This is a genomic window from Pandoraea soli (assembly GCF_902459595.1).
Classification (GTDB): domain Bacteria; phylum Pseudomonadota; class Gammaproteobacteria; order Burkholderiales; family Burkholderiaceae; genus Pandoraea; species Pandoraea cepalis.
The window spans coordinates 245679-271509 of record NZ_CABPSG010000002.1; the positions used below are offsets into that span (position 1 = coordinate 245679).

At 65.5% G+C, this 25831-nt stretch carries 23 protein-coding genes; 11 read left to right on the forward strand and 12 right to left on the reverse strand.

Annotated elements, in window-relative coordinates; genetic code table 11:
• Positions 1 to 230 precede the first annotated feature (230 nt).
• From PSO31014_RS05095 to PSO31014_RS05105, 3 genes are all read right to left on the reverse strand, one after another.
• The gene (locus tag PSO31014_RS05095) at positions 231 to 1001 is read right to left on the reverse strand and encodes an SH3 domain-containing protein (protein ID WP_150550622.1); all 771 of its coding nucleotides are present in this window, start codon (positions 999 to 1001) and stop codon (positions 231 to 233) included.
• 78 nt (positions 1002 to 1079) lie between these two features.
• Positions 1080 to 2186 (reverse strand): S-(hydroxymethyl)glutathione dehydrogenase/class III alcohol dehydrogenase, encoded by a 1107-nt coding sequence (locus PSO31014_RS05100; protein WP_150550623.1) that lies wholly within the window; start codon positions 2184 to 2186, stop codon positions 1080 to 1082.
• A gap of 146 nt (positions 2187 to 2332) precedes the next feature.
• Positions 2333 to 4054 carry a putative bifunctional diguanylate cyclase/phosphodiesterase gene (locus tag PSO31014_RS05105; RefSeq protein WP_150550624.1) on the reverse strand — a complete coding sequence of 574 codons (1722 nt, stop codon included), beginning with the start codon at positions 4052 to 4054 and terminating at the stop codon, positions 2333 to 2335.
• Between the two features lie 496 nt (positions 4055 to 4550).
• Here PSO31014_RS05105 and yfiR point away from each other — a divergent pair, with 496 nt between their 5' ends.
• From yfiR to PSO31014_RS05125, 4 genes are all read left to right on the forward strand, one after another.
• The gene (gene yfiR, locus PSO31014_RS05110; RefSeq protein ID WP_150550625.1) at positions 4551 to 5105 is read left to right on the forward strand and encodes a regulatory sequestration protein YfiR; all 555 of its coding nucleotides are present in this window, start codon (positions 4551 to 4553) and stop codon (positions 5103 to 5105) included.
• A gap of 110 nt (positions 5106 to 5215) precedes the next feature.
• On the forward strand, positions 5216 to 6472 hold the full coding sequence (gene dgcN / locus PSO31014_RS05115) for a diguanylate cyclase DgcN/YfiN (RefSeq protein WP_150550846.1): 1257 nt from the start codon (positions 5216 to 5218) through the stop codon (positions 6470 to 6472).
• Between the two features lie 81 nt (positions 6473 to 6553).
• A complete protein-coding gene (gene yfiB, locus PSO31014_RS05120) occupies positions 6554 to 7144 on the forward strand; it encodes an outer membrane lipoprotein YfiB (protein WP_246176243.1) in 591 nt (196 codons plus the stop codon).
• Between the two features lie 190 nt (positions 7145 to 7334).
• The gene (locus tag PSO31014_RS05125; protein WP_150550626.1) at positions 7335 to 8606 is read left to right on the forward strand and encodes an SGNH/GDSL hydrolase family protein; all 1272 of its coding nucleotides are present in this window, start codon (positions 7335 to 7337) and stop codon (positions 8604 to 8606) included.
• A gap of 18 nt (positions 8607 to 8624) precedes the next feature.
• On the opposite strand, the gene PSO31014_RS05130 is transcribed toward PSO31014_RS05125, so the two are convergent.
• Positions 8625 to 9287, reverse strand: coding sequence for a 2-hydroxychromene-2-carboxylate isomerase (locus PSO31014_RS05130; RefSeq protein ID WP_150550627.1), 663 nt, complete (start codon positions 9285 to 9287; stop codon positions 8625 to 8627).
• A 291-nt stretch (positions 9288 to 9578) separates the two neighbouring features.
• Here PSO31014_RS05130 and PSO31014_RS05135 point away from each other — a divergent pair, with 291 nt between their 5' ends.
• Both PSO31014_RS05135 and PSO31014_RS22350 read left to right on the forward strand, forming a co-directional pair.
• The gene (locus PSO31014_RS05135) at positions 9579 to 10598 is read left to right on the forward strand and encodes a YeiH family protein (RefSeq protein ID WP_150550628.1); all 1020 of its coding nucleotides are present in this window, start codon (positions 9579 to 9581) and stop codon (positions 10596 to 10598) included.
• 122 nt (positions 10599 to 10720) lie between these two features.
• Positions 10721 to 10891, forward strand: a complete 171-nt coding sequence (locus tag PSO31014_RS22350) for a hypothetical protein (RefSeq protein ID WP_157211307.1) — start codon at positions 10721 to 10723, stop codon at positions 10889 to 10891.
• 93 nt (positions 10892 to 10984) lie between these two features.
• On the opposite strand, the gene PSO31014_RS05140 is transcribed toward PSO31014_RS22350, so the two are convergent.
• The 4 genes from PSO31014_RS05140 to PSO31014_RS05155 form a co-directional block, all read right to left on the reverse strand.
• Complete coding sequence (locus PSO31014_RS05140; RefSeq protein ID WP_150550629.1) at positions 10985 to 11878, reverse strand: glycosyltransferase family 2 protein; 894 nt, start codon at positions 11876 to 11878, stop codon at positions 10985 to 10987.
• Positions 11879 to 11893: 15 nt separating this feature from the next.
• A complete protein-coding gene (locus PSO31014_RS05145; RefSeq protein WP_174976401.1) occupies positions 11894 to 13087 on the reverse strand; it encodes an O-antigen ligase family protein in 1194 nt (397 codons plus the stop codon).
• A 242-nt stretch (positions 13088 to 13329) separates the two neighbouring features.
• Positions 13330 to 13677: a hypothetical protein gene (locus PSO31014_RS05150; protein ID WP_150550631.1), complete on the reverse strand. Its 348-nt coding sequence runs from the start codon at positions 13675 to 13677 to the stop codon at positions 13330 to 13332.
• 60 nt (positions 13678 to 13737) lie between these two features.
• Positions 13738 to 13950 carry a hypothetical protein gene (locus PSO31014_RS05155; protein ID WP_150550632.1) on the reverse strand — a complete coding sequence of 71 codons (213 nt, stop codon included), beginning with the start codon at positions 13948 to 13950 and terminating at the stop codon, positions 13738 to 13740.
• Between the two features lie 285 nt (positions 13951 to 14235).
• On the opposite strand from PSO31014_RS05155, the gene PSO31014_RS05160 reads away from it, so the two are divergent.
• The 3 genes from PSO31014_RS05160 (at position 14236) to PSO31014_RS05170 (ending at position 17472) form a co-directional block, all read left to right on the forward strand.
• A complete protein-coding gene (locus tag PSO31014_RS05160) occupies positions 14236 to 15189 on the forward strand; it encodes a LysR family transcriptional regulator (RefSeq protein ID WP_150550633.1) in 954 nt (317 codons plus the stop codon).
• A gap of 214 nt (positions 15190 to 15403) precedes the next feature.
• A complete protein-coding gene (locus PSO31014_RS05165) occupies positions 15404 to 16057 on the forward strand; it encodes a DUF4286 family protein (protein ID WP_150550634.1) in 654 nt (217 codons plus the stop codon).
• A 65-nt stretch (positions 16058 to 16122) separates the two neighbouring features.
• Positions 16123 to 17472 carry an MFS transporter gene (locus PSO31014_RS05170; RefSeq protein ID WP_246176245.1) on the forward strand — a complete coding sequence of 450 codons (1350 nt, stop codon included), beginning with the start codon at positions 16123 to 16125 and terminating at the stop codon, positions 17470 to 17472.
• A 67-nt stretch (positions 17473 to 17539) separates the two neighbouring features.
• Here the strand turns inward: PSO31014_RS05170 and PSO31014_RS05175 are convergent, their stop codons facing one another.
• From PSO31014_RS05175 to PSO31014_RS05190, 4 genes are all read right to left on the reverse strand, one after another.
• On the reverse strand, positions 17540 to 20302 hold the full coding sequence (locus PSO31014_RS05175; RefSeq protein ID WP_150550635.1) for an ATP-binding protein: 2763 nt from the start codon (positions 20300 to 20302) through the stop codon (positions 17540 to 17542).
• Positions 20299 to 21060 (reverse strand): response regulator transcription factor, encoded by a 762-nt coding sequence (locus tag PSO31014_RS05180; protein WP_246176384.1) that lies wholly within the window; start codon positions 21058 to 21060, stop codon positions 20299 to 20301. Before PSO31014_RS05180 ends, PSO31014_RS05175 begins: the two co-directional genes overlap by 4 nt.
• 426 nt (positions 21061 to 21486) lie before the next feature.
• On the reverse strand, positions 21487 to 22788 hold the full coding sequence (locus tag PSO31014_RS05185; protein WP_150550636.1) for a UDP-N-acetylglucosamine 1-carboxyvinyltransferase: 1302 nt from the start codon (positions 22786 to 22788) through the stop codon (positions 21487 to 21489).
• Positions 22789 to 22995: 207 nt separating this feature from the next.
• Complete coding sequence (locus tag PSO31014_RS05190; RefSeq protein WP_246176247.1) at positions 22996 to 23796, reverse strand: GntR family transcriptional regulator; 801 nt, start codon at positions 23794 to 23796, stop codon at positions 22996 to 22998.
• A 314-nt stretch (positions 23797 to 24110) separates the two neighbouring features.
• Here PSO31014_RS05190 and PSO31014_RS05195 point away from each other — a divergent pair, with 314 nt between their 5' ends.
• Both PSO31014_RS05195 and PSO31014_RS05200 read left to right on the forward strand, forming a co-directional pair.
• Positions 24111 to 24347 carry a DUF3311 domain-containing protein gene (locus PSO31014_RS05195; RefSeq protein WP_150550637.1) on the forward strand — a complete coding sequence of 79 codons (237 nt, stop codon included), beginning with the start codon at positions 24111 to 24113 and terminating at the stop codon, positions 24345 to 24347.
• A complete protein-coding gene (locus tag PSO31014_RS05200; RefSeq protein WP_150550638.1) occupies positions 24344 to 25819 on the forward strand; it encodes a sodium:solute symporter family protein in 1476 nt (491 codons plus the stop codon). The genes PSO31014_RS05195 and PSO31014_RS05200 overlap by 4 nt, the downstream gene beginning before the upstream one ends.
• Positions 25820 to 25831 lie beyond the last annotated feature (12 nt).

The following is a 25831-nucleotide window of genomic DNA, read 5'->3' on the forward strand; positions in this document are numbered from 1 at the left end:
AAGGTGGGTGCCCGTTCAACGCCGTGGCGTCGTTCGGGCGAAGGCTCGCTGTCCTGCGGTCCGGCCATCGGTGCCTGATCGGCGCCTCCGCCTGGCCGGAATTGCTCATATTTTAAGCGATTTTTCCCAAGGTGCGTACAGCGTCTGCTGAATTGGGGGCACATGGATGGGGCAGCCGCGGCGCGAGGGCCGCGGCGTCGCGGACAGGGCGACGCCCGCGGTTGGCGCGGTCAGTGGTTGGAACCGCCGGGGCCACCGCCCCCCGGACCGCTGCCGGGCGGACGTCCACCGTGTCCACCCCCCTGTCCGCCTCCGCGTCCACCGCCTCGTCCACGGTCATAGTCTGGGCGATTCCCCCCACCAGACGGACGTGGACCCGCGCTACCGCCGCCTCCCTGTGGGCGCGGCCCTGGACTGGCGCCGTGCCCCGGGGGACGCGACCCGGGTCCTGGACCCGCACCGTATCCGGGCGGGCGGTGCCCCGGTCCGGCCCCCTGTCCCGGCGGGCGAGGCCCTGCGCCGGGATAGTGTCCCGCGGGCGGACGCGGTCCGGCGCCTGGATAGTAGTGCCCAGGCGGGCGCGGCCGGGGGGGCGGCCGTTGCCAATAGCGCTGATCGTGATACCACGGCCGACCACGGTAATAGTTGCCCCAGTACGCGCCGATCGAGAACGTCACGATGGGCAGCCCGATCATCGGGCCGTAGTTGAGCACGGGCACCGGGTTGCCCTGATACGGATAGCTGAGCAGCGCCGCGTAGATCCAGCCGCGCGTGCCGGGCAGGCCGATGTCGCACCACGAGTAATCGGACAGACAGCCGTAGACCGTCACGGGCATGCCCGCGCCGGTCTGGGCGACAACCGGGTAGTCGACGGCCGGACCGGCGCGCACGTTGGCCGGCGCATTGATCACCGCCTGCCCGGACTGCGCCGACGCCACCTCCGGCCGCGCGACCAGCATCATGGCGCCCGCGAGCACGAGCGGCAAAGTCCATGTTTTCATGTCCGTCTCCTTGTCGTGACAGCGGTGCGTCCGGCACCCGTGACGCGCGGGCGGAACAGCGCCTTCGAAACGTGTCGATCAGTACAGCACGACCGAGCGGATCGACTCGCCGCGCTGCATCAGATCGAAGCCTTCGTTGATCTGGTCCAGACGCAGCGTGTGCGTGATCAGGTCGTCGATGTTGATCTTACCCTCCATATACCAGTCGACGATCTTCGGCACGTCGGTGCGACCGCGCGCCCCGCCGAACGCCGACCCCTTCCACTCGCGGCCGGTCACCAACTGGAACGGACGCGTGCTGATCTCCTGGCCCGCGGCGGCCACGCCAATGATGAACGACTGGCCCCAGCCCTTGTGGCAGCATTCGAGCGCCTGACGCATGGTCGTCACGTTGCCGATGCACTCGAACGAGTAATCGGCGCCGCCGTCGGTCAGTTGCACGATCGTGTCGACGACGTTCTCGACGTCATTCGGATTGATGAAGTGCGTCATGCCGAACTTCTTGGCCAGTTCCACGCGCCCCGGGTTGATATCGACGCCGATGATCTTGTCGGCACCGACCATCTTCGCGCCCTGGATCACGTTCAGGCCGATGCCGCCGAGGCCGAACACCACGACGTTCGCCCCCGCCTCGACCTTGGCCGAATAGACCACGGCACCCACGCCGGTCGTCACGCCGCAACCGATGTAGCAAACCTTGTCGAACGGCGCGTCCGAGCGCACCTTGGCGACGGCGATTTCCGGCACGACGATGTAGTTCGAGAACGTGGACGTGCCCATGTAATGGAAGATGGGCTTGCCGTCGAGCGAGAAGCGCGACGTGGCATCCGGCATCAAGCCGCGGCCTTGCGTGCTGCGGATCGCCTGACACAGGTTGGTCTTGCGCGACAGGCAGAACTTGCACTGGCGGCATTCGGGCGTGTACAGCGGAATGACGTGATCGTCTTTCTTCAGCGTGGTGACGCCCGGGCCAACATCGACGACGACGCCCGCGCCCTCGTGGCCGAGAATGGCGGGGAAGATACCTTCCGGATCGGCGCCGGAGAGTGTGTAGTAGTCCGTATGGCAGATGCCGGTGGCCTTGATCTCGATCAACACCTCGCCGGCGCGCGGCCCTTCCAGATCGACTTCCTCGATGGTCAGGGGTTTGCCGGCTTCCCAGGCAATGGCGGCTTTGGTCTTCATGGCGATAATCCTCGTTGCAACGTCGTTCGGGGGAGTCCCTTCGCGACGTACCATACCGCGTTCTCAAGACGCGCGCGAGTCTTGACACGCCATGTCTGCGGAAATAGCGGGGCCGGAGGCAAGGATTGCGTGACGGCGGCGAGTGGTCAGCGTCGGGCGCCGCTGCCCAGCGGCGCCACGATGTGATAAAAGCCGCGCATGTCGACGGGCCGCGCGAACCAGAATCCCTGCGCTTCGTCGCACCCCAGCTCGGTGAGCCGCTCGGCCTGCGCCTGCGTTTCCACACCTTCAGCCGTTACACGCAAGCCAAGCGAGTGCGCCATCGCGACGACCGCGCTCACGATGGCCTGGCTGGGGGCATGCGTGAGCATGTCGCGCACGAAAGTCTGGTCGATCTTGAGGCGATTGACGGGGAAACGGGTCAGGTAGGCGAGGCTGGCATACCCCGTGCCGAAGTCGTCGACGGCGATCTCCACGCCCATGTCGTGCAGTGAGCGCAAAGAACCGACTGCGGCGCTCGAGTCGCCGAGCAGCACGGTTTCCGTGATCTCGATCTCCAGGTGGCGAGGTTCCAGCGCATGCGCGCTCAGGGCCCGCTCGACCATGCCCACCACGTCCTGCCGTGCGAACTGCTGCGCCGAAACGTTGACGGAGATGCGCGGCAGATGGCCGCACCGCCGCAGCAGACGGCTCGCCTCGCGGCAGGCCGTTTGCATGACCCATTCGCCCAGCGGCAGGATGAGTCCCGAGGTTTCCGCGATCGGGATGAATTCTGCTGGTCCGATGGCCCCCAGCGCCGGGTGACGCCAGCGCAGGAGCGTTTCCGCGTGGCGGATCTCGCCGTCCGACAGACTCACTTGCGGCTGGTACACGAGATGCAGTTGCGTGTTCGCCTGCTCATGCACCGCGACGCGCAACAGACTCTCGAGTTCGTTGCGCCGCCGCGTCTGCGCGTCCATCTCGCTGCTGAAGACGCGCAGTCCGCCACCGGCGGCGCTGGCGATGCCTAGCGCAATGTGGGCGCGGCGCAGCAGCGTCTCGGGGGTGTGGCCGTGTTCGGGATAGCTGACCGCGCCGATGCTCGCGTCGAGCGCAACGGCATTTTGGTCGACGTCGGCCCATTCGGCGAGCCGTGCCTGCATCCGGGCGGCGAGCAGACGTGCGCCGTCGCCCGTTTCGTTGGTCACGATGACGAAACGGCTGCCGCCGAGGCACGCGAGGGCGTCTTCGGGGCCGCTGGCGTCGCGCAGACGTTCGGCGGCGATGCGCAGCGCCAGCTCTGCGGTCGGCGGACCGAAGGTGCTGCGCAATTGGCGCAGGTGATCGAGTTCGACCAGCAAAACCGTCAGCCCGACCTGCTGGCGCGCGCAACGATGGATCGCCAGTTCGAGCCGTTCGTTGAGCAGCGTCTGGTTGGGCAACTGGGTGACCGGGTCGTGATGCGTGACGTACCAGAGCCGGGACGCCACCTGCACCTGTTGCGATAGGTCGAGCACGATGCCCACCCAGCGTCGTTCGCCGGGGGCATGTTCGACGCAGGAAAGCGCCAGGCGTACGGGCAGCCAGCTGCGCACATGCGTGAGCAGATGCCATTCGTCGTCGTACGGTACCGTTTCGGTGGCCGACAGACTGGCCAGCGCCGGCAGGCGACGACGCGCCAGCTCGGACGGATCGAGCAACGACAGGAAGCTGCGCTTGCCCAGCAGGTCGTCCGGGCGATGGCCCGTCAGCCGCGTGAACGCGCCGTTCATTCGCTCGAGCATGCCGTCGTCCGTGCAAACGAACATGGCATAGGGCGCACTGTCGAGCGCGGCGCGGCTCAACTCGGCTTGTACGTCGGGCACCCGACGAGGCACGGGATCGTTCATGCCCGGGCCCCCCGAAAGCCGGCCAAGCCGGACTTCAGGAACGTCATGCAATACCTCCCTGGCGTCGCGATTTTTATCTCGAAAATCGAGAGATCGGATCGCCAAATTTCTTTTGTTTTTCAAATGGTTGTGCGTACCATTCTGCCATGAGGAAAGCGCGCGCGGGCAAGGGAAAACGCGGGGGCGATGGGGGTTCCGAAAATGCGTGGGCACGCGCATGCTGTGGGCTGCGATCCGCCGCAGGCGCGCCTTGAATCGCGGCGGCCAGCGACGGCAAAACGCCGGCCGCGTCGGGGGGCGAGCGCGGCATTCCTATGGCCCGAGCGCGATCCCTTCGGTATGATGCGGCCTGATTCACGCGGGTTTGCGCAGCACGCCGGTCAAGCCTCGCGTGACGTGCCCGCCACCACCGACATTCGGCAAAAGGAAGATAGCGTTGCATAACGCCTGGACATGGACGAGCGGTATGACCCGGGGCCTCTGGCGAGAGCGTCGGATGGCATTTCGTCTGCGCGCGCCCCTGGCGTGTTTCCTGTGGTTCGTGTGCTGGGCCACGTTCGGCAGCGCGTTCGCGCAGACGCCGGAGGCCGCCACTGCACCCAACGTGCGGGATGCCAACGTGCGGCAGGTGGTGCTCGGCATCATCAGTTTCACCCGCTGGCCGACGGACCCCGCCAAGGTGCGACTGTGCGTGGTCGGCAACACCGACTACGCGCACGAGTTGCTCGCTGGACCGTTGCCCACCCTGGGCTTGCCGGTCGAGGCGAAGCGTGTTGCGGTGACGGAGCCCGCCATTGGTTCGTTGTGCGACGCGTTGTACCTCGGTGCCGTGAGCGACAGTGAGCGTCGGCAATTGCTGGCGAACCTCGCCGGTCACCCCATCCTGACGATCAGCGAGCGGAACGACTCGTGCACGCTCGGGGTCATGTTCTGCCTGAACGTCGATTCGGAACGAGTGACGTTCGACATCAACCTCGACACCGTTGCGCGTAGTGGCGTCCGTGTCCACCCCAACGTGCTGAAGCTGGCACGGAAGCCGGGGACACCATGACGTCCCATCGTCCTTCAACCCCGCCCATGCCTCCCGGCGCTTCGTCTGTCGCCGGCCTGCTGCCTGCCGATGCGTCGGCCGAAGGCGAACGTGAGCCGCCGCTGGCGACCATGCACGCCGCGACCCCAGACCCGGCGCGCGGTCGTCGGCCGTCGTTGCAGGGCATGCTGCGCCGTACCCACTTGCGCCTGGCCGTGTCCGCCGTTGTGCTCGCCGCGGTCTCGCTGTCGCTGGTGGCGTGGATCGCCCTGCGCGCGTATGCCGAGAACAATCTGCTGCTGATCGGGCGCTCGCTTGCCTACACCACGGAGGCCGCCGTCGTGTTTGGCGACCGCGTGGCGGCTCAGGAAGCGATTGCGCTCATCGCGAACGATGAGGACCTTGTTCAGGTGCGCGTGTTCGATGCGAACAATGCGCAGTTCGCGCAGTGGCGTCGTCCCGACGGCGGCGCCCTGGCACAGGTCGAGCGTGCGATCGCGAACGTCGCGATGCCCGGACCCGTGACAATGCCGATTCGTCATGACGGAAAGGTTGTCGGCAGTATCGATGTGCAGGGGCAGGGGCATCAGTTCTTCCTGTTCCTGCTAAGCGGGGTGGGCGGCGTGCTCGCCTGCCTGTTAGTGACGTTCGCCGTGGCGAACGTGCTGGCCAAACGAATGCATCGCGATATTGTCAAACCGTTGCGGGCACTGGCGGAAGTGGCCCACGCGGTGCGCCGGGAGCGCGCGTTCCATCAGCGTGTGGCGGCGACGCCACTGGCCGAACTGAAGGAACTTGGCGATGACTTCAACGCATTGCTCGACGAATTCGAGGGGTGGCAGAATCACTTGCGCGCGCAGAATGCCACGCTCGCGCATCAGGCCAATCACGATCGGCTGACGGGGCTGCCGAACCGGGCGTATTTCGAATCGCGCCTTACGCAGGCACTTGCCGACGCGCGCGAAATGGGCACGCATGTCGCGCTGCTCTATCTCGACAGCGACCGCTTCAAGGAAATCAACGACCAACGGGGTCATGGTGTGGGTGACGCGGTGCTGGTAACCCTTGCCGAGCGACTGCGCCAACCGCTGCGCGAGGGGGACCTGGTGGCGCGTCTGGGCGGCGATGAGTTCGCCGTCATGCTCGTTGGCGTGCGACAGACGTCGAACGCCGTGCGCCTCGCGCAGAGCCTGCTCGTGGCGATGGAAAAGCCGATTGTGCTGCCGGATGGCAGCGAAATCGTCACGTCGATGAGTATCGGTGTCGCGTTGTACCCGACCCACGCCGAGGACGCCGCCGCGCTGCTGCGCACGGCGGACGCGGCCATGTATCAGGCCAAACGTGCTGGCGTCGGCACCTGGTTTGTGGCGGGTAGTCCCAAAGGGTGAACCAACGTGAATGGCTCCATGCTGGATGAACACCATAACCATAATTGACGACCGGATGACACACTGCTATGGGGATCTGCTTTGGACTTCGCTGTTGAAACGCACGACACGCACGACTCGCATTCCGACCTTTCGCGCCGCGCAATGGTGGCCCATGGCGCTCGCGCCCTCGCTCGATGGAAGGTGCTGGCTCGCAGGCTGATGGGGCTGGTGTGCCTGGTGGGATTTGCCGCCCTGGCGGGCTGCCAGACCACGCCCGTGCACGGCCTGACGGCCGAGCAGGTCGCGGCGCTGAAATCTGAAGGCTTTACGCAAACTGAAGACGGTTGGGAGTTCGGTTTGTCCGACAAGGTGCTGTTCGATACCGACGAGTTTGTGATTCACGATGCGGCGCGCCAGACGGTGGCTCGCATCGGCCGCACGCTCCTGAAGGTTGGCCTGAACAGCGTGAACGTCTATGGTTATACCGATTCATTGGGCAGCGATACCTACAACGAGCAGCTTTCGGCTCGCCGCGCCGACGCAGTGGCCGACGTGCTGGTCGAAGCAGGCATGCAGCGTGCGGCCATCCAGACGATCGGGGCCGGCAAGCGCAATCCCGTTGCGGATAACAGCACGGCGACCGGTCGCGCCCAGAACCGGCGCGTTGCGATCGTGATCTCTACGCGCTGAGCGACGACGCATCCCGTTTCGTTCTGCCAAACCCGAGGGTGCCGCGGTACCCTCGGTAGCTACGGCCACCTTTGCCAACGACCACAATCAGGCACAATGACGGCTGCCGCCGGGCGATTCCGGCTGAACTGCCCACGTTGTCCCGATGCTTCCGACGTTTCTGATTCCCCGGTCTTCCTCTGCCGACGGTATGCCCCAAATGCCTCGTGCGCTACCTTTTGCTCTGATCTGTGCGCTGCTCGCCGTCGTGGCGTCGGCTGCGGCGACGACGGCCTTCGCGCAGAACGCACGCGTCGGCGTGTGGGCGACGGCACCGCAAGCGGTGGCGCAACATCCGGCGGCGCCGTCGTTCAACCGGGCACCGGCCGTGGGCGGGCGCACTGTGCGTCAGATTGTCTATCCGACACTCTCCGGCAACGACGTCCGCGTGCGCTTCTCCAACGCTTACGGCACGCAGCCGCTGGTGATCGAGCGGGCGAGCCTCGCCGTGTCGCTGCGTGGTGCGACTGTCGATGCCGCCAGCTTGCGCACGATGACGTTCGGCGCTCAGCCGACGGCGCGGATCGCACCGGGCGCTTTCCTCGAGAGCGATCCTCTGCCGTTCGCGGTTCGCGCCGGGACGCCGCTCGCTGTCAGCCTGTTCACGCGCGAAGCCAAGCCCCCGACGACGTGGCACAAGATTGCGCAAGAGACGGCATTCCTGAGTGGCGCCGGTGACTTTGTCGATGCCGCACAGGCGTCGGCTTATCCCACGCGCTTCACGAATACACTTTGGCTGGCCGGCGTCAGCGTGGTGCCGGAGCGTCCTGCGCAAGCGATCGTCGCCATCGGCGACTCGATCACGGACGGCATGCGCAGCACGTTGAATGCCAACCGGCGTTGGCCGGATGGGCTGGCGAGACGGCTGGAAAATGCCGGACGACGTGATATTGCCGTACTCAATCTTGGCATCAGCGGCAATCGTCTGTTGCACGATTCGGCCTGCTACGGCGAGCGGCTCGTCGCCCGCTTTCGGCGCGACGCGCTGGAACAGCCCGGCGTGCGAACCGTCGTCGTGCAAATCGGGATCAACGACATCAATTTCGGTTACGTGCCGCCCCACGCGCGACTCGACTGCGACGTGCCGCATGCGATCGTGACCGCGCCCGAGATGATCGCCGGGTATCAATCGCTGATCGCCGCCGCGCGCTCGCGCAACGTGCGCATTCTCGGCACGACCATCCCGCCGGGCAAATTACCGCCCGAGCGCGAGGCGGTGCGTGACGCCGTCAACCAATGGGTGCGAACGAGCGGGGCCTTTGATGGCGTCATCGATTTCGACGCCGCGCTGCGCGATCCTGCCCAGCCGACGCGCTTGCTGCCGCGTCTCGATAGCGGCGACGGCACCCACCCGAGCGATGCAGGCTACGCTGCGATGGCCGACGCTGTGCCGTTGCCGCTGCTCCTCGGCGGGGCGAAGTGAGCGCGAGACTCCGCGTTGTCAGCCCTCACGCCTTACCCCGATCGTGATTTGTTGCAAGCGCTCGACATCGGGCGAATGCAACCACTCCGGATGAGCAAGGCAATGGCGGAGCAGCGCGGTCGCGTCGTCTCCCCAGTACAGCACCCCGTCGAACGCGAACGTCGGCACGCCAAACACCCCGGCGGCAATCGCGGCTTCGGTGTTTGCGCGCAAGGCGGCCTTGACCGCCGGAGTTTCCGTCAGGGCGACGGCCTCGTCTGCGCGTAGTCCGAGGCGTTCGCTCAGATCCTGCCAGCCCTGCGCGTCGGTAACGTCGCGCCCCTCCGCCCAGATGAAACGGTAGATCGTACCCACCACGTCATGGGTCGCGCCGAGCGCTATCGCCAGGCGCAGCACGCGAATCGGATGAAACGGGTGTACGGGCGGCATTCGGTAGGCAATACCGTCTTGCTCGGCACGGAACTGCGCCATGCGATAGGTGAAGAGGCGTTTGTGCGGTGTCTCTGCCGGCCCCTGCGTTTGCAGATGCGCAAGGATCGCGCCGAGCACGATCGGCTTGAGGTCGATGTCGAGCGAGCGCGGCAGCGAGTCGAACCGCTCGAATTGCAAGTACGAGAAAGGGGAGGCGAAATCGAAATACCACTGCGCACGGCGGGCAGGGGTGTCGGCAGCTTGCGACATGGGGCTCGGTCTCCGGGGTAGGGGGCTGATCGGCGCTTCTCGGTGGTGTCGGAGAGTGTAGCGTTCCACGGGAGGGGTTGGCTCGGGATGTCATGCGCAAACGCAGGCGCTAACGCAGGCGAAAACAGCCATTGACTCGGGACATGACGTGTGAAGTCGCGAATTATCGCAATTTCGGATAATTCGTATTTGATATAACGATTTTTATTATTTAATCGGCGTTCGTAGACTTGTAGTCATTCCAGAAGTGAGGCTGCGATGACAACAAAAACCGATACGACTCCCCCCCCCATGGCCAGCCGTCCCAACGCGCTGGTGCCGGACCGTCAAAATCCGTGGGCAGGCCTGATTCTCTCGACCGTCATTGCATTTGTCGCGCTGTTGCTGGGGCGTCAGATGCCGCTGGTCGGCGGCCCCGTGTTCGGCATTCTGCTCGGTATCGTCGTTCGCAATGTGTTCTCACCCGGTGCGCGCTACGAAGCGGGCATTCGGTTCGCTTCGAAGTATGTGCTCCAGTGGTCGATCATCGCCCTCGGCTTCGGCCTGAGCCTGTCGCAAGTGGCGCACACGGGGCTGGAGTCCCTGGCCGTCACGGCCGTGACGGTCACCGCCGCCGGCCTGTCGGCCTGGGCGCTGGGCCGCGCACTGGGTGTGGGCGGCAAGCTCAAGCTGCTCATCGGCATCGGCACGGCGATCTGCGGCGGATCGGCTATTGCAGCCGTCACCCCCATCATCAAGCCGGACGACCACGAAACGGCGTTCGCGATCTCGACCATTTTCCTGTTCAATATCGCGGCCGTGGTGCTGTTCCCGACGCTCGGTCATCTGCTGCATCTGTCCGATCTGGGCTTCGGCATGTGGGCGGGTACGGCGATCAACGATACCTCGTCGGTGGTCGCTGCCGGGTACAGCTACAGCAAGACCGCAGGCGATTACGCGACCATCGTCAAGCTCACGCGTGCCACGCTGATCATCCCCATCTGCCTCGTGCTGGCAGCGATTGTGGCGTACCGCGCCAAGCGTGCCGGGGCCGCCAACTTCAGCCTCGCCCGCATCTTCCCGTGGTTCATCCTCGGATTCCTGATCGCCTCGGGAGCGCGCACGGCAGGGTTTGTGCCGGCCGGGCTGCAACCCTGGATTCACGACGCGGCCGAATTCCTGATCATCGTCGCCCTTACGGCCATTGGCCTGTCATCGAACCTGCGTCGCATGGCATCGACCGGCGTACGTCCCATCCTGCTGGGGCTGGGCGTATGGGCCGCCGTCTCGGTGAGCAGCCTCGCGGTGCAACTGGCAATGGGCCAGCTCTGACACGCCGGACGGTCGACGCCGAGTTCAAGTCGCGTCGATCGGGCGGGCGAGCCGGGTTACGTCGCCTAGAATGGAATCACGGACGGCCGCGGGTCGTCCGTGATGCCTTTCGGGAGGCCGTCATGACAACGTCTTTTGGTGAGATGTGGTACACGATCGGTGCCCTGGCCGTGATCGTGCTGCTGGCCGGGATGGTGTGGGAGTTGGGGCTGTGGTGGACGCGTCACCCCAATCATCGCGCGGTGCAGCGAGTCGAGCACGCGTGGGCGAGAATTCGTCACCCTCGGCATTGATGGCCGGACATTCGGCGTTTCGGACCATTCGTGCAGGATTCACGCCATGCGGCTGACGCGTGTCGGCCGACGGAAGTGCGTTGGCTGCGCCGCTCAGTCCAGCGTCAAATGTTGGGGCACGTTGGGGTCCCAGCGTTCGAGATCTTCGAGCGGATAAGGCTTGCTGCCGTGCAGCGCGCGCTTGATGCGGCTCTTGCCGCTGGGGCGGGGAACGTTAGGCAGCGCGGCACCGGCCGGGGTGCCGGCCAGATCGAGGTAGTCGCGCTTGAACTCGGCCTGGGTCATGCCCCACTTCATCAGAAACTCGCGACTGCCGCGATTCTTCACCACACGTCCGGTCGAGCGGCAGCCGAAGTGATACACGACGCTTTTGCCCACGATGCGGAATGTGCGGCAGCCCACGAGCCACAACTTCATCAGGAAGTCGTCGTCGCTGCTCATGCCCGGCCCGAATTCGATACTGTAGCCGCCGACCAGATGCCATAGCCCGCGGCTCACCAGCGTGGGCTGCGTCGGCACCCCGTTCACGTCGCTGCGGTTCAGCGAGGCGGCGAAGGCCAGCAGGGCGGCTTCGTCAAACGTCTGCGGGGCCGTGCCGAAGTCATGCGATACCACTTGTTTGCTGACGCCGGCGTTCGGTTCGATCATCACCGACGAGAGGTAATAGATCGGCGTGTCGAGCGCGCGGGCGGCGTCGATGAGCGCGGTGTCCCAGCCGGGGGTGACGAACATGTCGTCGTTCAGGAAGAGCAACTGGTCGTGCGAGGCCAGTGGCGCAAGCTGATTCAGCGCGAGGCAGACGCCCACGTTGCCGACGCTGTGCGTGTGACGCAAGCCCTGCTCGCGGACCCATGCCAGCGTGCCATCGCTCCCGTCGTTGACGTGCACGAGGATTTCATGCGCCTCGCCGGAATGACGGCGAACGCTATCGATGCACAGCTTGAGAAACGGCAGGTTGTTCCAGGTCGGGATCAGGATGCTTAGCATGGGGGGCGAGAGCGGTTATTTGCGCTTCGGTGAGCTGGCCGTAGCCTCTGCGCGTTCCGATCTCACCGGGCACGCAATGGCAGCGAATGCAGCCAGCATCGTCGCGTAAAACGCGGTCGTGACCCTGAGATTGAATGTCTCCACGGTCAGCCCAAAGATGAAGAACGCCACGGCGGTGAGCAGGCCGAGCAGGCCAGTGCGGCGGGCTCGCTTGTCTCCACGGCGAATACAGAGGATGAAGAACCAGGCCGGTACGAAGTACACGGCAAGCATGGCGATTAAGCCGCCGATGCCATAGTCGACCGTGTAGGCAAGAATCTGATTGTGGACTTCGCCACGTCCCAGCTCGGCGGCGGTTGGCGTGATGATGCCTTTTTCTGCCATTGGTGACATGGCGTCGTGGAAGCCGTGTGCGCCTAATCCCGTGACAGGGTTTTGGCCAATGAGGATAAGGGCTGCCTTGTATAGCTCCAGCCGTACGCCGACCGAAGAATCGGGTTGCCCCTTCGCCATGTTCGACAAATCGAGCGAAATATCCGTGAACATGCGTGTGCGAACGGTCTGCGAGAGGCCGATGGGCAACACGATGGCGGCACACAGCACGACGATTGCCGCCCCGCGAGCGCTGCGATTCAGCGCTTTGCCGCCGATCCAGATACACAGGATGACCATCACCGGTAACGCAATCCAGCCACCCCGCGACAGACTGGCCCACGACGCATAACCACCGGCCAGGGCGCCTACCAGTTTGACGATTACCCCCAACACATGGTCTCGCTTGAGCCAGTTGATCGAGAGCGCTGACAGCACTCCCAGCAGCAAGGCGATGTCACCGAAATGAATCGGATTCAGGAATGTGCTCTCTGCTCGTGCCGCTAGTTCGATGACCGAATAGGACGCCATTACGGCTGCCGCAACTGCCCCCAAGGGGAGGCCGAACGACACCCAGGCCGGTAGGTTCTCGCTGACGCGCCGCAACGCGAACATGACCGCGATTGCAATCAGGAACCGGGATGGCGAGTCAAGTGTGTTGCCTGCGACATGCCCGTGGATCAACTCGCTGAACATCACTGCAGCAAACGGCAGGCAAAGCGCAATGTTGAGGGCAGTCAAGGCGTGACGCGGCATAACCGTCACCGACGGCTTCGGCGATGGCGTTCTCGCGCCGGCGACAAGCACGTAAAGACTGCACGCAAGCAGAAGGAACATCACGACGTTTCCCCCGCGAGGTACGACTAGCGTCGCAGCGGGAAAGAGAAGAAGCAATGCACCTAGAATCGATGTAACCGCACGCCGTCGAATGCAGGACGGCAACGTCGAAGTGAGGGGCATGGGGTACTGAGGACGGATCCGCTAAAAATTAGCGAGAAGTATGCCAGAAACAGTCCCCAACAGTCGGGTTTTGCGTCTTCCGCGTGAAATCGCGTCGCGCGCGACGCTTGTCCCGCGCACTACAAATTCATCGCCCCCAGCACGCCGCACAGATGCAGCGCCACGTGAGTCCAGGCGGCTTCATCGTACGACTGCCCTTCGCGGGCCAGCCGCTGCGCCTCGTGAAAGGCGCGCCAGAGCGCGGCGGCGCTCGACGGGGTGCCGCCGGCCAGTTGATATTGGCGTTGCAGCGCTTCGGCCAGCCATGGCTGCTCATGGGCACAGGCCTCGGCGTACGCCTCGACCGCGACACGGGCATAAGGGTCGCCCGCGGGATCCAGCACGACCGGCTGGCGGGGGGGCGAGCGCGGGATAGCGGACAGGATGTGGCGCTCGGCGGCGCTGTGGCGGGTGGCGTGCTGTTTCATCAGAAGATCTCGTCTCGTTGACCGCGCCAAGGCCGCTGGCGCGGAATCGCTTACGCGGACTCACTCGCTTTCCATCTCTCGGATGAACAGCATGGCGGCGTGCTTGGCCTGATCGATGCTGGTGAAGGTCCGGCCGTCCATGGGCCAAACATCGACCAGTACCGCATAATTGCCGGGCCGATCGGCCTGCATGATGCGTATGTAATGCTGCCGGAACACGCAGCGAGCAAGCTCCACGGTCGGATGCGGTCGGTGGAAATGGGCGATGGCCATGACAGTCTCCAGAAATTCGGCCCTCCGGCCTCGACGGGCCGTTGCAAGACATCCAGCAAATCTCGTGCCAAGCCGATCGAGACGATTAAGTGCATGATTTGTAAGGGGCGAGGCAACGCTTGCCACCGACATCCGACATAAAACGTTACGGAAACGAAACACGGCGGGAACGCCCGGCCGTAACAACCTTTCCCGGATGTCGCATGCCAGGCCATTTCGGGTGCCGGTTTTCTGTTCCCGCTAGAATCAGGGACTCCCGGCACTCACTACCGCCCATCACACCGCATGAACCTGCGATTTCTCGAAACCTTCGTCTGGCTCGCCAAGCTGCGTAATTTCCGTTTGACGGCCGCACGTCTGCACACCACGCAGGCGGGCGTGTCGAGCCGGATCGCGTCGCTGGAGCAGAGCTTCGGGGTGCGTCTGTTCGACCGCAGCGCCCGGGAGGTCACGCTCACGGCGGCCGGGCAGAAGGCGCTGGCGTATGCGGAGCGCATCGTCATGCTCGGGCAGGAGATGAAACGCGAGTTGACCGATCCCGACATGCCACCGGGTGTGCTCAAGATCGGTGTGGTCGAGTCGATCGTGCATAGCTGGTTTCCGGATCTGGCCGCGCGAATTCGCCACGAATATCCGCAACTCGAGATTGAAGTCACCAGCGAGACGACCATCCGACTTTGCAAGCAACTCGAAGCCGGTACGCTCGACCTCGCGTTGCAAACCGACGTTCTGCACGGTGCCGGTATCGAGAATTTGCCGTTGGCCGAATTTCCGATGCGCTGGGTGGCGAGCCCGAAGCTCAATCTCGAAGGCGAAACGCTCGATGTGGCCGATCTGGCGGCGTACCCGCTAGTGAGTTTTTCGCGCAACTCCGGCCCGCACAAGACCCTTGAACGCATGTTCTCGGTGGCGGCCGAGCGGCCCGTGCGCGTGAACTGCATGACCTCGGTCGCGGCGATCATCCGGCTGGTCGTGGACGGCTTCGGCGTGGCGATGCTGCCGCCGGCCATCATTCAGCGCGAACTGGGCGAGCACAGCCTGCATCTGCTGCGCGTGAACGCCCATTTCCCCAATCTGTCGTTCGTCGGGTCGTTCCGCCAGGGCGCACTGCTCGCCGAAAACGTGGCGCGCCTCGCGCAACGCACGGCCAGCGAATTTGCCCTGAACATGGGGCCGGACATCGCCATCCCACCCGCCGCCGCCATGACCGCCCCGGCCTGGGGCGCCGCCGAATCCTGAGCCTTCGGCGCTCGGCCCTGACCCTCGCCATGCCCAGCGCGCACAAGCCCCGCGCCGCCACCGCCCGACATCGGTCATAAGAATTTTCTGTCGCGGCGAATTTGATTTCTTGTTGGACGCGTTTTCCTCCGTTTTGCACACTCGGCGAGACGGTCGACCCGCGAGCATCGCGTGTTGGCCGGCCTCCCGATTGTTGAAACCGATGGAATGCCTCATGACTGCGACTGCTCCCCGCGCCCAACTCTGCATCTGGACGAATATCGATCCGGCCTTCGACGCTGACTTCAACCGCTGGTACGACCGCGAGCACATGCAGGAGCGTGTGGCCATCCCGGGCTTCCAGTTCGCTCGTCGCTTCAAGGCCCTGCACGACTGCGCGCGTCCCTATCTGGCGCTTTACTGCACGCAAGACGCCGCCGTCTTCACCAGCGAACCTTACGCCCGGGCTTTCCAGCATCAGACCGAATGGTCGCTGCGCAACTTCGCGCGCATGCAGGGCACGCAGCGCCGTGTCGGCACGCTCGACGTCGAGGCAGGCGAAGGCCAGGGCGGCATGCTGGCCATGTTCGTGCTGAGCGAGGCGGTCGTCGCCCAGGCACATGCGCGGCTGGGCACGCAGCTCACCGAACTCGCTCAGGGCGATGGTATCGTCCGCGCCACGCTCCAGGTCACCGTGCCGACGCTGTCCGTCTCGCTCACCGCCAAGGACGCGCCGCTGCCGCCCGCCGATGCCGTCGTACTGATTGAAGGCACGGACCCGGACGCCGTGCATACCGCCGCGCTGACGCTCGCCGCCGCCTACGGTGTACCGGCCGGTGAAGTCACCCGCTTTGCCATGTTGTGGCGTCTCGGCGCCAACGACGACTGACGTCCCGCCACCCTCTCGCGGGATCCGGCCGTCCGGTGAATCCCGCAGACTCCCTGGAGCCCTCCATGACAACGTATTCCGACACCCGCGACGCTCGGCTAACCGACGCCGCCGCCTCCCCCACCTCTGCCGCCATCGGTCATGCGCGCGCGAACAAAGGGCGGCTCGCGACCGCCAGCATGGTGGGCACCACGCTCGAGTGGTACGACTTCACCGTCTACAACACGCTGGCCGCGCTGGTGTTCAATCATCTGTTCTTCCCGTCGGTCGACCCGCTGGTCGGCACCATTCTCGCCCTGTCGACCTATGCCGTGGGCTACGTGTCGCGGCCCCTTGGCGGCTTCGTGTTCGGCAACCTTGGCGACAAGATCGGACGGCGCGCGGTGCTGGTGCTCACGCTCGTGGTGATGGGCCTGACGACCGGCCTGATGGGCGTGCTGCCGACGTACGCGTCGATCGGTATCTGGAGCCCCGTGTTGCTCGTCGCCCTGCGCTTCGTGCAAGGCGTGGCGCTCGGCGGCGAATGGGCGGGTGCGGTGTTGCTGTCGGTCGAGCATGGCGATCAGCGCAAGCGCGGCTTGAATGCATCTTGGACGCAAGTCGGCCCATCGTTCGGCACGCTGATCGCGACCGGCCTCATCGCGCTCATCACGCTGTCGATTTCACCCGACGATTTCCTCGCGTGGGGTTGGCGCCTGCCGTTCGTGCTGAGCCTCGTGCTGGTCGGCTTCGGTCTGTGGGTGCGTCGCGGTGTGGAGGAAACGCCGATGTTCGAAGCGATGCAGCACTCGGCGCGCCAGGCGGAAATGCCGATTGCCGAAGTCTTCCGCTCGCACTGGCGTAACCTGCTGGTGGCCGGCGGCTCGCGCATCGGCTCGGACGTGCTCTACGCGCTGATGGTCGTCTTCACGCTGACGTATGTGACGGGGACGCTGCACCTCTCGCGTCCGCTCGCGCTCACGGCCGTGCTGGCCGGCACGGCGTGCAACGCGCTGACGGTGCCTCTGTTCGGCGCGCTGTCCGATAAGCTGGGTCGCCGCCCGGTGTATGGCTTTGGCGTGCTGTGTGGGGCGATCTGGGCATACGGCTTCTTCGTGCTGCTCGACACGTCCCACCCGGCACTGATCGTGCTGTCCGTGATGATCGGATTGGTGATTCACGCGATCATGTACGGGCCGCAGGCGGCCTTCGTCACCGAGCAATTCCCGACGCGAGTGCGCTACGCCGGTTCGTCACTGGCCTATACGCTCGCGGGGATTCTCGGGGGCGGCTTCGCACCGCTCATCATCGTGACGCTGTACAAGACATACGGCACGACGCTCTCGGTGTCGCTGTACGTCACGGTGGCGCTTGCCGCCACGGCCATCGCGCTCCTGGCCGCGCGCGAGACGGCACACCAGCCGCTCAAAGACTAAAGGGACCGGCTCTCCGACTCGGTACCACGGCACGCCCTCGGGCGTGCCGTTTTCGTTTGGCGGGCGCCTAGTGGGATGGCGATGCCGCAGGGGCCCGGCACAGCGCGGTCAGTCCGGCCAGATCGCCACGCTGCGCGAGTTGATGGACCTGCCGCGCAAAGCCATCGAGCGTCGGCACGTGATCGCTCAGTTCGCGCGCCCATTCCATCAGATCGGTCATGGCGCCCATCGCGATCAACTGCCGGGCCTGGCGCAGATGCTCGCATGACGGACTCGCCCGGGACGTATCGCGCTTCGGGCTCGCCTCGTCCGGGTCCGCGCCGTCTTCGTGCGCATCGGTCCGCGCCAGACCGAGCAGGCGCGCGAGCGCGTTGCGCAGGTCGGCGAGTTCGATGGGCTTGAGCAGGCACGCGTCGTAGCCGCTGCCCTCAACCATCTGCGGCGAGGCAGAAACGGCGAGCACGGGCACGTCGGGCCAGCGTCGGCGCGTGGCACGCGCCACGGCCAGCCCGTCGGCGTTGGGCATCATGTGATCGGTGAGCACGAGGTCCGGCGTAGTCTGAAGCGCATTGCCCAGCGCGGCGATGAGCGTCACGCCATCGCCAAACGTGCGCACCGTGAAACCCAGGCTCGCGAGTTCGTCATGCAGGAATTGCCGGATCTCCGGTGAATCTTCGGCGAGCCAGACGTGGCGCCCATGACCGTCGATCGGGGGCAGCGTATGGGGCGCGCCGGTGGGCCACGGCGGCACGAGATCGGCCTCGCGCGCCACGCGCAACGGCAACGTAAACGCCACGCGTGTACCGACATCGGGCGTGCTGTCGACGGTGATCGTGCCACCCATGCGTTCGACCCATTGCCGCACGATGGCAAGCCCGAGGCCCACGCCCGGCAGGCGTCGCGCCCGGTCGAGTCTCGCGAAGGGTTCGAAGACGCGCGGCAGGTCGTCCTTGGCGATGCCGCAGCCGGAATCCTCGACGCCGAAACAGACCTGCATGAGATCGGCGCGCGTCGCGTCCGGCGTTGCTGAAAGCGAGAGGGTGATCGTTCCGTTGGCGGTGTACTTCGCCGCGTTGTCCAACAGATTCCCGAGCACCTGACGCACGCGCTTGGCGTCGAACGCGAGCAGCGGCGGCAGCGGCGCGCGCACGTCGAGCAGGAAGGCGTTGCCGTGCTTGCCGGCGAGACTCATGCCCTCGTGCGCCATGCCGTCGACGAACGCATGGGTGTAGACCGGCGCGACGTGCAGCGGGTCGGCCGCGCCCCCGCTCGCATACTCGATCAGGTCGTTGATCATGGCGAGCATGTGATGCGCGCTGCGGCGGATGATGCGTCCGCGGTCGGCGTCTTCGCGCCCGCCCGACTGCACCAGGTCGGCAAAGCCGATGATGGACGTGAGCGGCGTGCGCAGATCGTGACTGATGCGTGCAAGGAAGTCGCTCTTGGCGCTGTTGGCTTCGTCCGCGGCGATGAGGGCGGCCTGCAACTCGCGCGTGCGTGCGTCGACGGCGTTGGCGAGCCGCGCCTGCTCCTCACGACGCGTCTGCAACACTTCGCGCTGCGCTGTGCGCTGTTCGCGTACGAGTTCGCGCGAACGTCCCGCCACGAGCATGGTGAGCATGAGCAGCACGGAGATGTTCGTGCTCCACGCCATCGCGGTGTTGGCCAGCCAGTCTTCCGGCAGCAGGCCGTTGATGATCGCCAGCCGCCAGAACAGCACGAGGCAGCCCGGCGAGAACGACAGCAGGCACAGCCGCGCGTTGGCGAAGCCGCGTCGCCAACCGTCTGCCAGCGACGCGACCCAGATGACGTTGAAGACCATGAGCAGTTGCAGGTGCGTGAACGCCGCCGCCCGATGATCGCCAAGCGCGACCCAGACGGCCATGACGGCCATGAGCCCGATCATGACGCGATACGTCCAGCGCCAGAGCCGCACGCGGTTCAGTCCGGCGAAAATGGTCACCATGGCGCTGAAGCACGCCACGGTCAGCGTCGAGAAGAAACTCGGCGCCCGCACGACGCATTCACCGCCTTGCGGCAGGAGATAGCGATACAGGAAGCCCTGGAACGCCATGTCTTGCGCGACCTGCGTCATCGTCGTGAGCGCGAGCAGTACGAACACGGGATCGCGCCGCGCAATGCCGAGCACGAGGGCGTACATCGCGACGGAAAGCATGGAGCCCACCAGCAGCATGGCGATCATCGCATTGCGCGATTCGGCCAAGCGAAAGTCGTCCGGCCGCCAGAGCTGCGGCACCATGCTCACCGACGATCGCGACTCGACGCGCACAAGGAATGTCAGATGCTCGCCCGGCGCAAGCGTGATGGGGAAGACGGAGGTCTCCGACGTGATCGGGTGCCGGTCGAGCGGGACAGTGTGCCCGGCCCGCCATCGGATCTCCGGCTGACGGCCGCCGGCCGGCATTGCGTAATAACGCACGTCTTCGAGCCGCACGATGCCGACGCTCAGCCAGCGCGTAACCGATGCCGTGCCGAGATTCTCGACACTGCCCTTCAACCAGAACGCCGAGCGGCTATAGCCCGGATTGAGCATGCGTGGGACGACCTGTCGCCAACCGGGAGCGGCCAGCGCTTGCACGGCGTCGAGGCGACCGGACGGGTCTTCCAGCAAGCGCAATTGGGTGTCGAGCGCCAGCGGCGACGCCGCGTGCGCGAGATCGATGGGCGCGCTCGACGTAGCGGTGGCCGGTGCGGCCATGCTGGCACTGGCGCGCAGTACCAGGGCGACGAGGATAGCCGTGAGGCACAGCCAGACGACGACTGTCCGGCGCAGCCCGTGCGTCGGCAGGCTCAAGGGCAGGACGTTCATGGGGCGGGCGGTGCCCCCGCGGTGTCCGACAGGTGCGGGATTTGCGCGGCCTGCTCGCGAAAGCCGCTGGGTGGCATGCCGAAGCGCTCGCGAAACGCGGTCGCGAAATTGGCGGCGCTCGCGAATCCGACGGCGGCCGCGATGTGCTGCACGTCGAGCGACGTCTCCGACAGCAAGCGGCGCGCTTCCTTCATGCGCTCCTCGCGCAGAAAGTCGAACACGGTCACGCCGACGCACCGTCGAAACGCCAGGTTGAGTCGGCGCGTGTTGGTGCCGACCGCGCTGGCGAGGCCGGTGAGTTCGGGCGTGGTGTCGAGACGGTCGAGCAGCAGCGCACGCGTGGCGCGAAACAGCACGGCGTCGAGCGTATGCGCCTGCACGGGCAGCGGCGCGCGCTTGCCGCCGTCGTCGGCAGCGCTCGGCACTGGAACGGGTGTCGTCTTCAGGTGAATCGACAGACGCAGGCGCACTTCTTCGAAATCGTAAGGCTTGGTGACGTAATCCACCGCGCCGGCCGTCAGTCCCGCCACACGTTCGCCGGGCAGGGCGGCCGCCGTCAGGAAGATCAGCGGAATGTGCCGGGCGCCGGGGTCGGCCTTGAGCAGGCGGCAGGCGCCAAGCCCGTCGCACACGGGCATGCGGATATCCATGAGGATCAAGTCGGGCTGCACGGTGCGGGCCTTGGCATAGCCGTCGCGACCGTCGTGCGCGATGTAGACGCGACAGCCCTGCTGGCTGAGGAAGTCCATCAGCAGCATGCGGTCTTCCTGGTTGTCGTCGACGACGAGTACGCGCGCGCCCGACAACTGACGGGCATGCGGTGTGGCCGGCCATGCGTCGGCCGAAGGAAGGGCGCCGTTCGTGGCACGCGGCTGCGGGGGCGGGGGGCGATCGCTCATGATGGCCGCCATTCTTTCACATTCGCGCTATCGCGCTTCGCGGGGGCGGTGTGCGTGTTGGCAGGTGGGAAATAAATTTCCGTTGGGCAAACGTCATGTGCCGTCTGGCAAAGGTGCGGTGATCGCGGGCGCGAGCGGCTCAGGTAAGGTCATCCGTCGGGTTCGTCGGGGCGAAGACCGGTGTGGGGCGATCGGGGGGTCGTCTACCGCTGGCGTGCCGCGTATGGCGAGCCCGGCCCCCCCGGGGGGCCGGCAAACGACACGCGCGCACACGAAAGCGCGGGCTTACTCCTGCGGCGTCCAGACGACGTTCGCGCCCACCGAGCACAGGTTCTCGACGAAGCGCGGATGCGCGCGCCGAATCGGATCGGCGTTCTTGATCGTCGATTGACCGTCGATGCTGGCCGCCACCATCAGCAGTGCAATCGCCACGCGGATGATGTACGGACTCTCCACGACGGCGGGCGAGAGCGGCACGCCACCGAACGTGATCAGGCGGTGCGGATCGGACTGGAACACGTGCGCGCCGAACTTCGACAACTCGGTCGACCAGCCCATCGCGCCGTCATAGACCTTGTTCCAGAACATGGCGCTGCCTTCGGCCTTCACCCCCAGCGCGATAAAGATCGGCAGCAGGTCGACCGGGAAATACGGCCAGGGCGCAGCTTCGACTTTCGTGAGGATGTTCTGCGTGAACGGCGCTTGCACCTTGAGCTTGCCCTGCGCGGTGGCCGTCGACCAGCCGTCGCGATGCTCGACTTTCACCCCGAACTTCGCGAACGTGCGGTCGATGAGCGGGAACTGGTCCGGCGCCGTGTTCTTGACCGTGATTTCGCCGCCGGTGATGGCGCCGAGCGCCAGAAACGTCGTGATTTCATGGAAGTCTTCGGCGAAGCGGAATTCGCCGCCGCCGAAGCGCTCCACGCCTTCGATCGCGAGCTGCGACGTGCCGATACCCTCAATGGGTACGCCCAGCATCTGCATGAAGCGGCAGAATTCCTGCACGTGCGGCTCCGACGCCGCGTTATTCAATTGCGAGCGGCCGCTGGCCGTTGCCGCGCACAGCACGAAGTTCTCCGTGGTGGTCACCGACGCATAATCGAGCCAGTGATGGATCGCTGGGCGCGCCTCGTCCGCGTGGATGAGCAGCGAGCCCTCGGTGCGCTCGACACGTCCGCCGAAATGGCGCAGCACTTCGATGTGCGGATCGATCTCGCGTACACCGAGCGTGCAGCCCTTGACGTTGTCTTCGATGCGGGCGACGCCGAAACGCGCGAGCAGCGGCGGCACGAGCATGATCGACGAGCGCATCTCCTCCGGCAGGTGGTCCGTGCGCGGATCGAAGCGCGTATCGCGATGGTGGATGTCGAGCGTACCGGCGTCGAAATCGACGCTCACCTCGCTGCCGAGCTGACGGAAGATGTCGAGGATCTTGCGAACGTCGGTGATCTCGGGCACACCGATGAGGCGCACCGGCTGATCGGTCAGCAGCGTGGCGCACAGCACCGGGAGAACGGCATTCTTGTTGGCGGAGGGGGTGATGCGGCCGCGTAGCGGCTGGCCGCCGTGGACTACCAGATGGGACATGGGCTTCCTTCGGGCTTCGTGCTTGAGTGTGTCAGGCGGGGGCAAAAGTGGCCGGCGGGCGCAGGCCCGTCGCGAACAGGCGCAATATACCCCCGATTCAGGAGAGTGTGCCACGCGACCCCCACGCCCGTGGTGGGATTGCCGCGCCGCTTGACGGGCAACGGCGCGACGTGTCGCATGGGTCGCCGTGGAGTCGCTGGGGAGGGCTTATGACCCCGTGCCCGCGAACGCTTCGGCAAAAATGGCGCGGAAGTCGGGTGTCTCTGCGGCGGCGGCGCGGGTGAGCACGCGTGCTTCGAGTTCGTCGAGGTGCGCCGTGGCGAGCGCAATGGCCGCCTGCGTCTTGCCGTCACGCAACTGGCCGACCAGTTGGGCGTGCTCCGTGGGCGCGCAATGCAGGAATTCCGCCGGGTCGTACAGCGCCTTGTAAAGCTCTGTCTTGGCCACGAGCTGACGCGCGAACGTATCGAGTTCGACACTCTGCGCCATGCCGATCAAGGTCAGATGAAACTCGCCCGCCAGACGAATCGATCGCTCGTGCGTGCCCTGCGCATGCGAACGGGCTTCCAACGCGACGTGCGCGTCGAGCGCCGCGAGCTGCGACGTACTCAATTGCCCGCAAAGGCTCGCAATCACACCACTCTCCAGCACGCGGCGGGCGCGATAGGTCTGCCGGATGTCATCAAGCGACGGTTGCGGGACGAACGCGCCCCGGTTGGGTTCGAGCACCAGCTTGCCTTCGAAGCCGAGCCGCGCGAGCACCTTGCGCACCGCGCCGCGGGTGCAATCGAGTGCCTGCGCCAGATTGCGCTCGCGCAGCGGCATGCCCGGCCGCAGCTTGCCGGAGAGCAGCGCCTGCGAAATGGCCGTGTAGACGCGCGCCTCGATCTGCTGCCCCGCGCTGCCCGACGTGCCATCGTCGCCGGACGCCAGGCCGGTGGGGGTCTCGGCGGCGACATCGGGGCGGGACGCGTCGCGCGGCGACGCCGGTGCTGCGGTGCGGCTCAAGCCTCATCTCCTGGATAGACGCGGTTCGCGTGGGTGTGGGCCGCATTGTACCCGGCCCCCTTCGCCTGTCGGCGCTGCCGTCCGGAAAACCCTTGGTTTTGGCTATGCCGCCACGTCAACCTTGCATTTCGGTAAATCGTTGCCGATAATGGTCAACAAAAATGGTTAACCATTTTAGTGTGTTTGGTTGATGATGTGGCAAATCGATGCGGTACGCCATGACACCGAACATCACCGAATTGGCCAAGCCAGCGGGCCGTCCACGGCGACGTGTGAGCGGCCGACCATTGAATCCCTTAGGGTCTGGAGACGTCATGAAATCTGTGCATTGCCTGGCCGCGCTTCCCATCGCGGCGTTTTACAGCGGCGGTTGGCTGGCCGAACACGTGGGCACCCGTTTGGCGGGGCTGCCTTTCCTGATGGCGTGGAATATCGTCTGGCTGCTGCTCACGTCAGCGGTCATGGTCGTGATGTTCCGCTTCGACGGTTCGCGCGAGTCTGCGCGGGCGCCTGCGAAGGATGTGCGCGAACACGACGGAGCGACATCATGAACGCCGCCCTGACCGTCATTGCGGCGTTTCTCGCCTTTGCGCTCTTCATCGGACTGCGCGCACGGCGCGGTCGCACGATGAGTCTGGAGCAGTGGGCCGTGGGTGGCCGTGGCTTCGGCACGCTGCTCGTCTTCCTGCTGATGGCGGGCGAGGCGTTCTCGACATTCACGTTCCTCGGCGCGAGCGGATGGGCCTACAGCAAGGGGCCCCCCGCCTTCTACATCCTCGCTTACGGGGCGCTCGCCTACCTGCTCGGCTACTGGATGCTGCCGGCGGCGTGGCGTCATGCAACGCGACATGGCTGTGTGTCGTTCTCCGACTTCTTCGCGACGGCCTACCGCTCGCGCGCGCTGGGTGTCGTCGTCTCGCTGGTCGCCGTGCTCGGCATGAGCGCGCTGCTGATCATTCAGTTGCGCGGCCTGGGCATCATCGTGTCGGAGGCTTCGTACGGCACGGTTCCGCCGGTGGTCGCGATCTGGTGTGGTGCGATCGCGATGGTGGTGTACATCACGGTGTCGGGCATTCACGGTTCCGCGAGCATCGCGATCTACAAGGACATCCTGATTCTCGTGATCGCCGTGTTCCTCGGCGTCTATCTGCCGCTGCATTACTTCGGCGGATTTGGCGAGATGTTCGATCGCATCGAAGCGGCCCGGCCAGGCTTTTTGCAGATGCCCACGAGCGGCCTGACGCTGTCCTGGTACAACTCCACGATTCTGCTCACGTCGCTGGGTTACTACCTTTATCCGTACGTGTTCACCTCGGTGTATGCGGCCAAGACCGAGAGCGCCGTGCGCAAGAACACGATTCTGATGCCGCTCTACCAGATGGTCATCGCGTTCATGTTCTTCGTGGGCTTCGCGGCCATTCTGCAAGTGCCGGGCCTGACCGGCGCGGATTCGGATCTGGCACTGCTGCGCATCGTCAAACAGACGTTCTCGCCGTGGTTCGTGGGCGTGATCGGCGGCGTCGGGGTATTGACCGCGCTCGTGCCCGGTTCGATGATCCTGCTCAATGCGTCGACGCTGATCGCGAAGAACATCTACCGCGACGGCTTTGCGCCGCATGCGAGCGATGCCTTCGTGGGCAAGCTCGCCAAGCGTGTGCTGCCGGTCTTCGGGTTGGTGGCGGTGGGCTTCGTGTTGCGTGGCGGGGCGACGTTCGTGGCGCTCGCGCTCTTCGCGTCGAGCCTGCTCACGCAACTGTTCCCGTCGTTCGTGTCGAGCTTGTTGCCGCGTCCGTTTGGCAACAAGTATGCCGCCTTCGCGGGGATCGGCGCCGGCGCTGTGGTGCTGGCGGCGGCGGTCGGATTCGACGTCACCCTGCGCACGTTGATGCCGGACGCATCGGATACCGTCGGATCGATCAACATGGGGCTGGTGGCGCTGGCGGTGAATGCGCTGACGTTCGTGGTCGTGAGCCTGCTCACGCGCTCGCGCAACGTGGCGGCAGGCGTCCCGCAGGGCACCTGACAGGAAGCATTG

Coding starts and splice junctions, on each gene's coding strand:
- PSO31014_RS05095 (WP_150550622.1), bottom strand. CDS start 1,001: ATGAAAACATGGACTTTGCCGCTCGTGCTCGCGGGCGCCATGATGCTG.
- PSO31014_RS05100 (WP_150550623.1), bottom strand. CDS start 2,186: ATGAAGACCAAAGCCGCCATTGCCTGGGAAGCCGGCAAACCCCTGACC.
- PSO31014_RS05105 (WP_150550624.1), bottom strand. CDS start 4,054: ATGAACGATCCCGTGCCTCGTCGGGTGCCCGACGTACAAGCCGAGTTG.
- yfiR (WP_150550625.1), top strand. CDS start 4,551: ATGGCATTTCGTCTGCGCGCGCCCCTGGCGTGTTTCCTGTGGTTCGTG.
- dgcN (WP_150550846.1), top strand. CDS start 5,216: ATGCACGCCGCGACCCCAGACCCGGCGCGCGGTCGTCGGCCGTCGTTG.
- PSO31014_RS05125 (WP_150550626.1), top strand. CDS start 7,335: ATGCCCCAAATGCCTCGTGCGCTACCTTTTGCTCTGATCTGTGCGCTG.
- PSO31014_RS05130 (WP_150550627.1), bottom strand. CDS start 9,287: ATGTCGCAAGCTGCCGACACCCCTGCCCGCCGTGCGCAGTGGTATTTC.
- PSO31014_RS05135 (WP_150550628.1), top strand. CDS start 9,579: ATGGCCAGCCGTCCCAACGCGCTGGTGCCGGACCGTCAAAATCCGTGG.
- PSO31014_RS22350 (WP_157211307.1), top strand. CDS start 10,721: ATGACAACGTCTTTTGGTGAGATGTGGTACACGATCGGTGCCCTGGCC.
- PSO31014_RS05140 (WP_150550629.1), bottom strand. CDS start 11,878: ATGCTAAGCATCCTGATCCCGACCTGGAACAACCTGCCGTTTCTCAAG.
- PSO31014_RS05145 (WP_174976401.1), bottom strand. CDS start 13,087: ATGTTCCTTCTGCTTGCGTGCAGTCTTTACGTGCTTGTCGCCGGCGCG.
- PSO31014_RS05150 (WP_150550631.1), bottom strand. CDS start 13,677: ATGAAACAGCACGCCACCCGCCACAGCGCCGCCGAGCGCCACATCCTG.
- PSO31014_RS05155 (WP_150550632.1), bottom strand. CDS start 13,950: ATGGCCATCGCCCATTTCCACCGACCGCATCCGACCGTGGAGCTTGCT.
- PSO31014_RS05160 (WP_150550633.1), top strand. CDS start 14,236: ATGAACCTGCGATTTCTCGAAACCTTCGTCTGGCTCGCCAAGCTGCGT.
- PSO31014_RS05165 (WP_150550634.1), top strand. CDS start 15,404: ATGACTGCGACTGCTCCCCGCGCCCAACTCTGCATCTGGACGAATATC.
- PSO31014_RS05170 (WP_246176245.1), top strand. CDS start 16,123: ATGACAACGTATTCCGACACCCGCGACGCTCGGCTAACCGACGCCGCC.
- PSO31014_RS05175 (WP_150550635.1), bottom strand. CDS start 20,302: ATGAACGTCCTGCCCTTGAGCCTGCCGACGCACGGGCTGCGCCGGACA.
- PSO31014_RS05180 (WP_246176384.1), bottom strand. CDS start 21,060: ATGCTGCTGATGGACTTCCTCAGCCAGCAGGGCTGTCGCGTCTACATC.
- PSO31014_RS05185 (WP_150550636.1), bottom strand. CDS start 22,788: ATGTCCCATCTGGTAGTCCACGGCGGCCAGCCGCTACGCGGCCGCATC.
- PSO31014_RS05195 (WP_150550637.1), top strand. CDS start 24,111: ATGAAATCTGTGCATTGCCTGGCCGCGCTTCCCATCGCGGCGTTTTAC.
- PSO31014_RS05200 (WP_150550638.1), top strand. CDS start 24,344: ATGAACGCCGCCCTGACCGTCATTGCGGCGTTTCTCGCCTTTGCGCTC.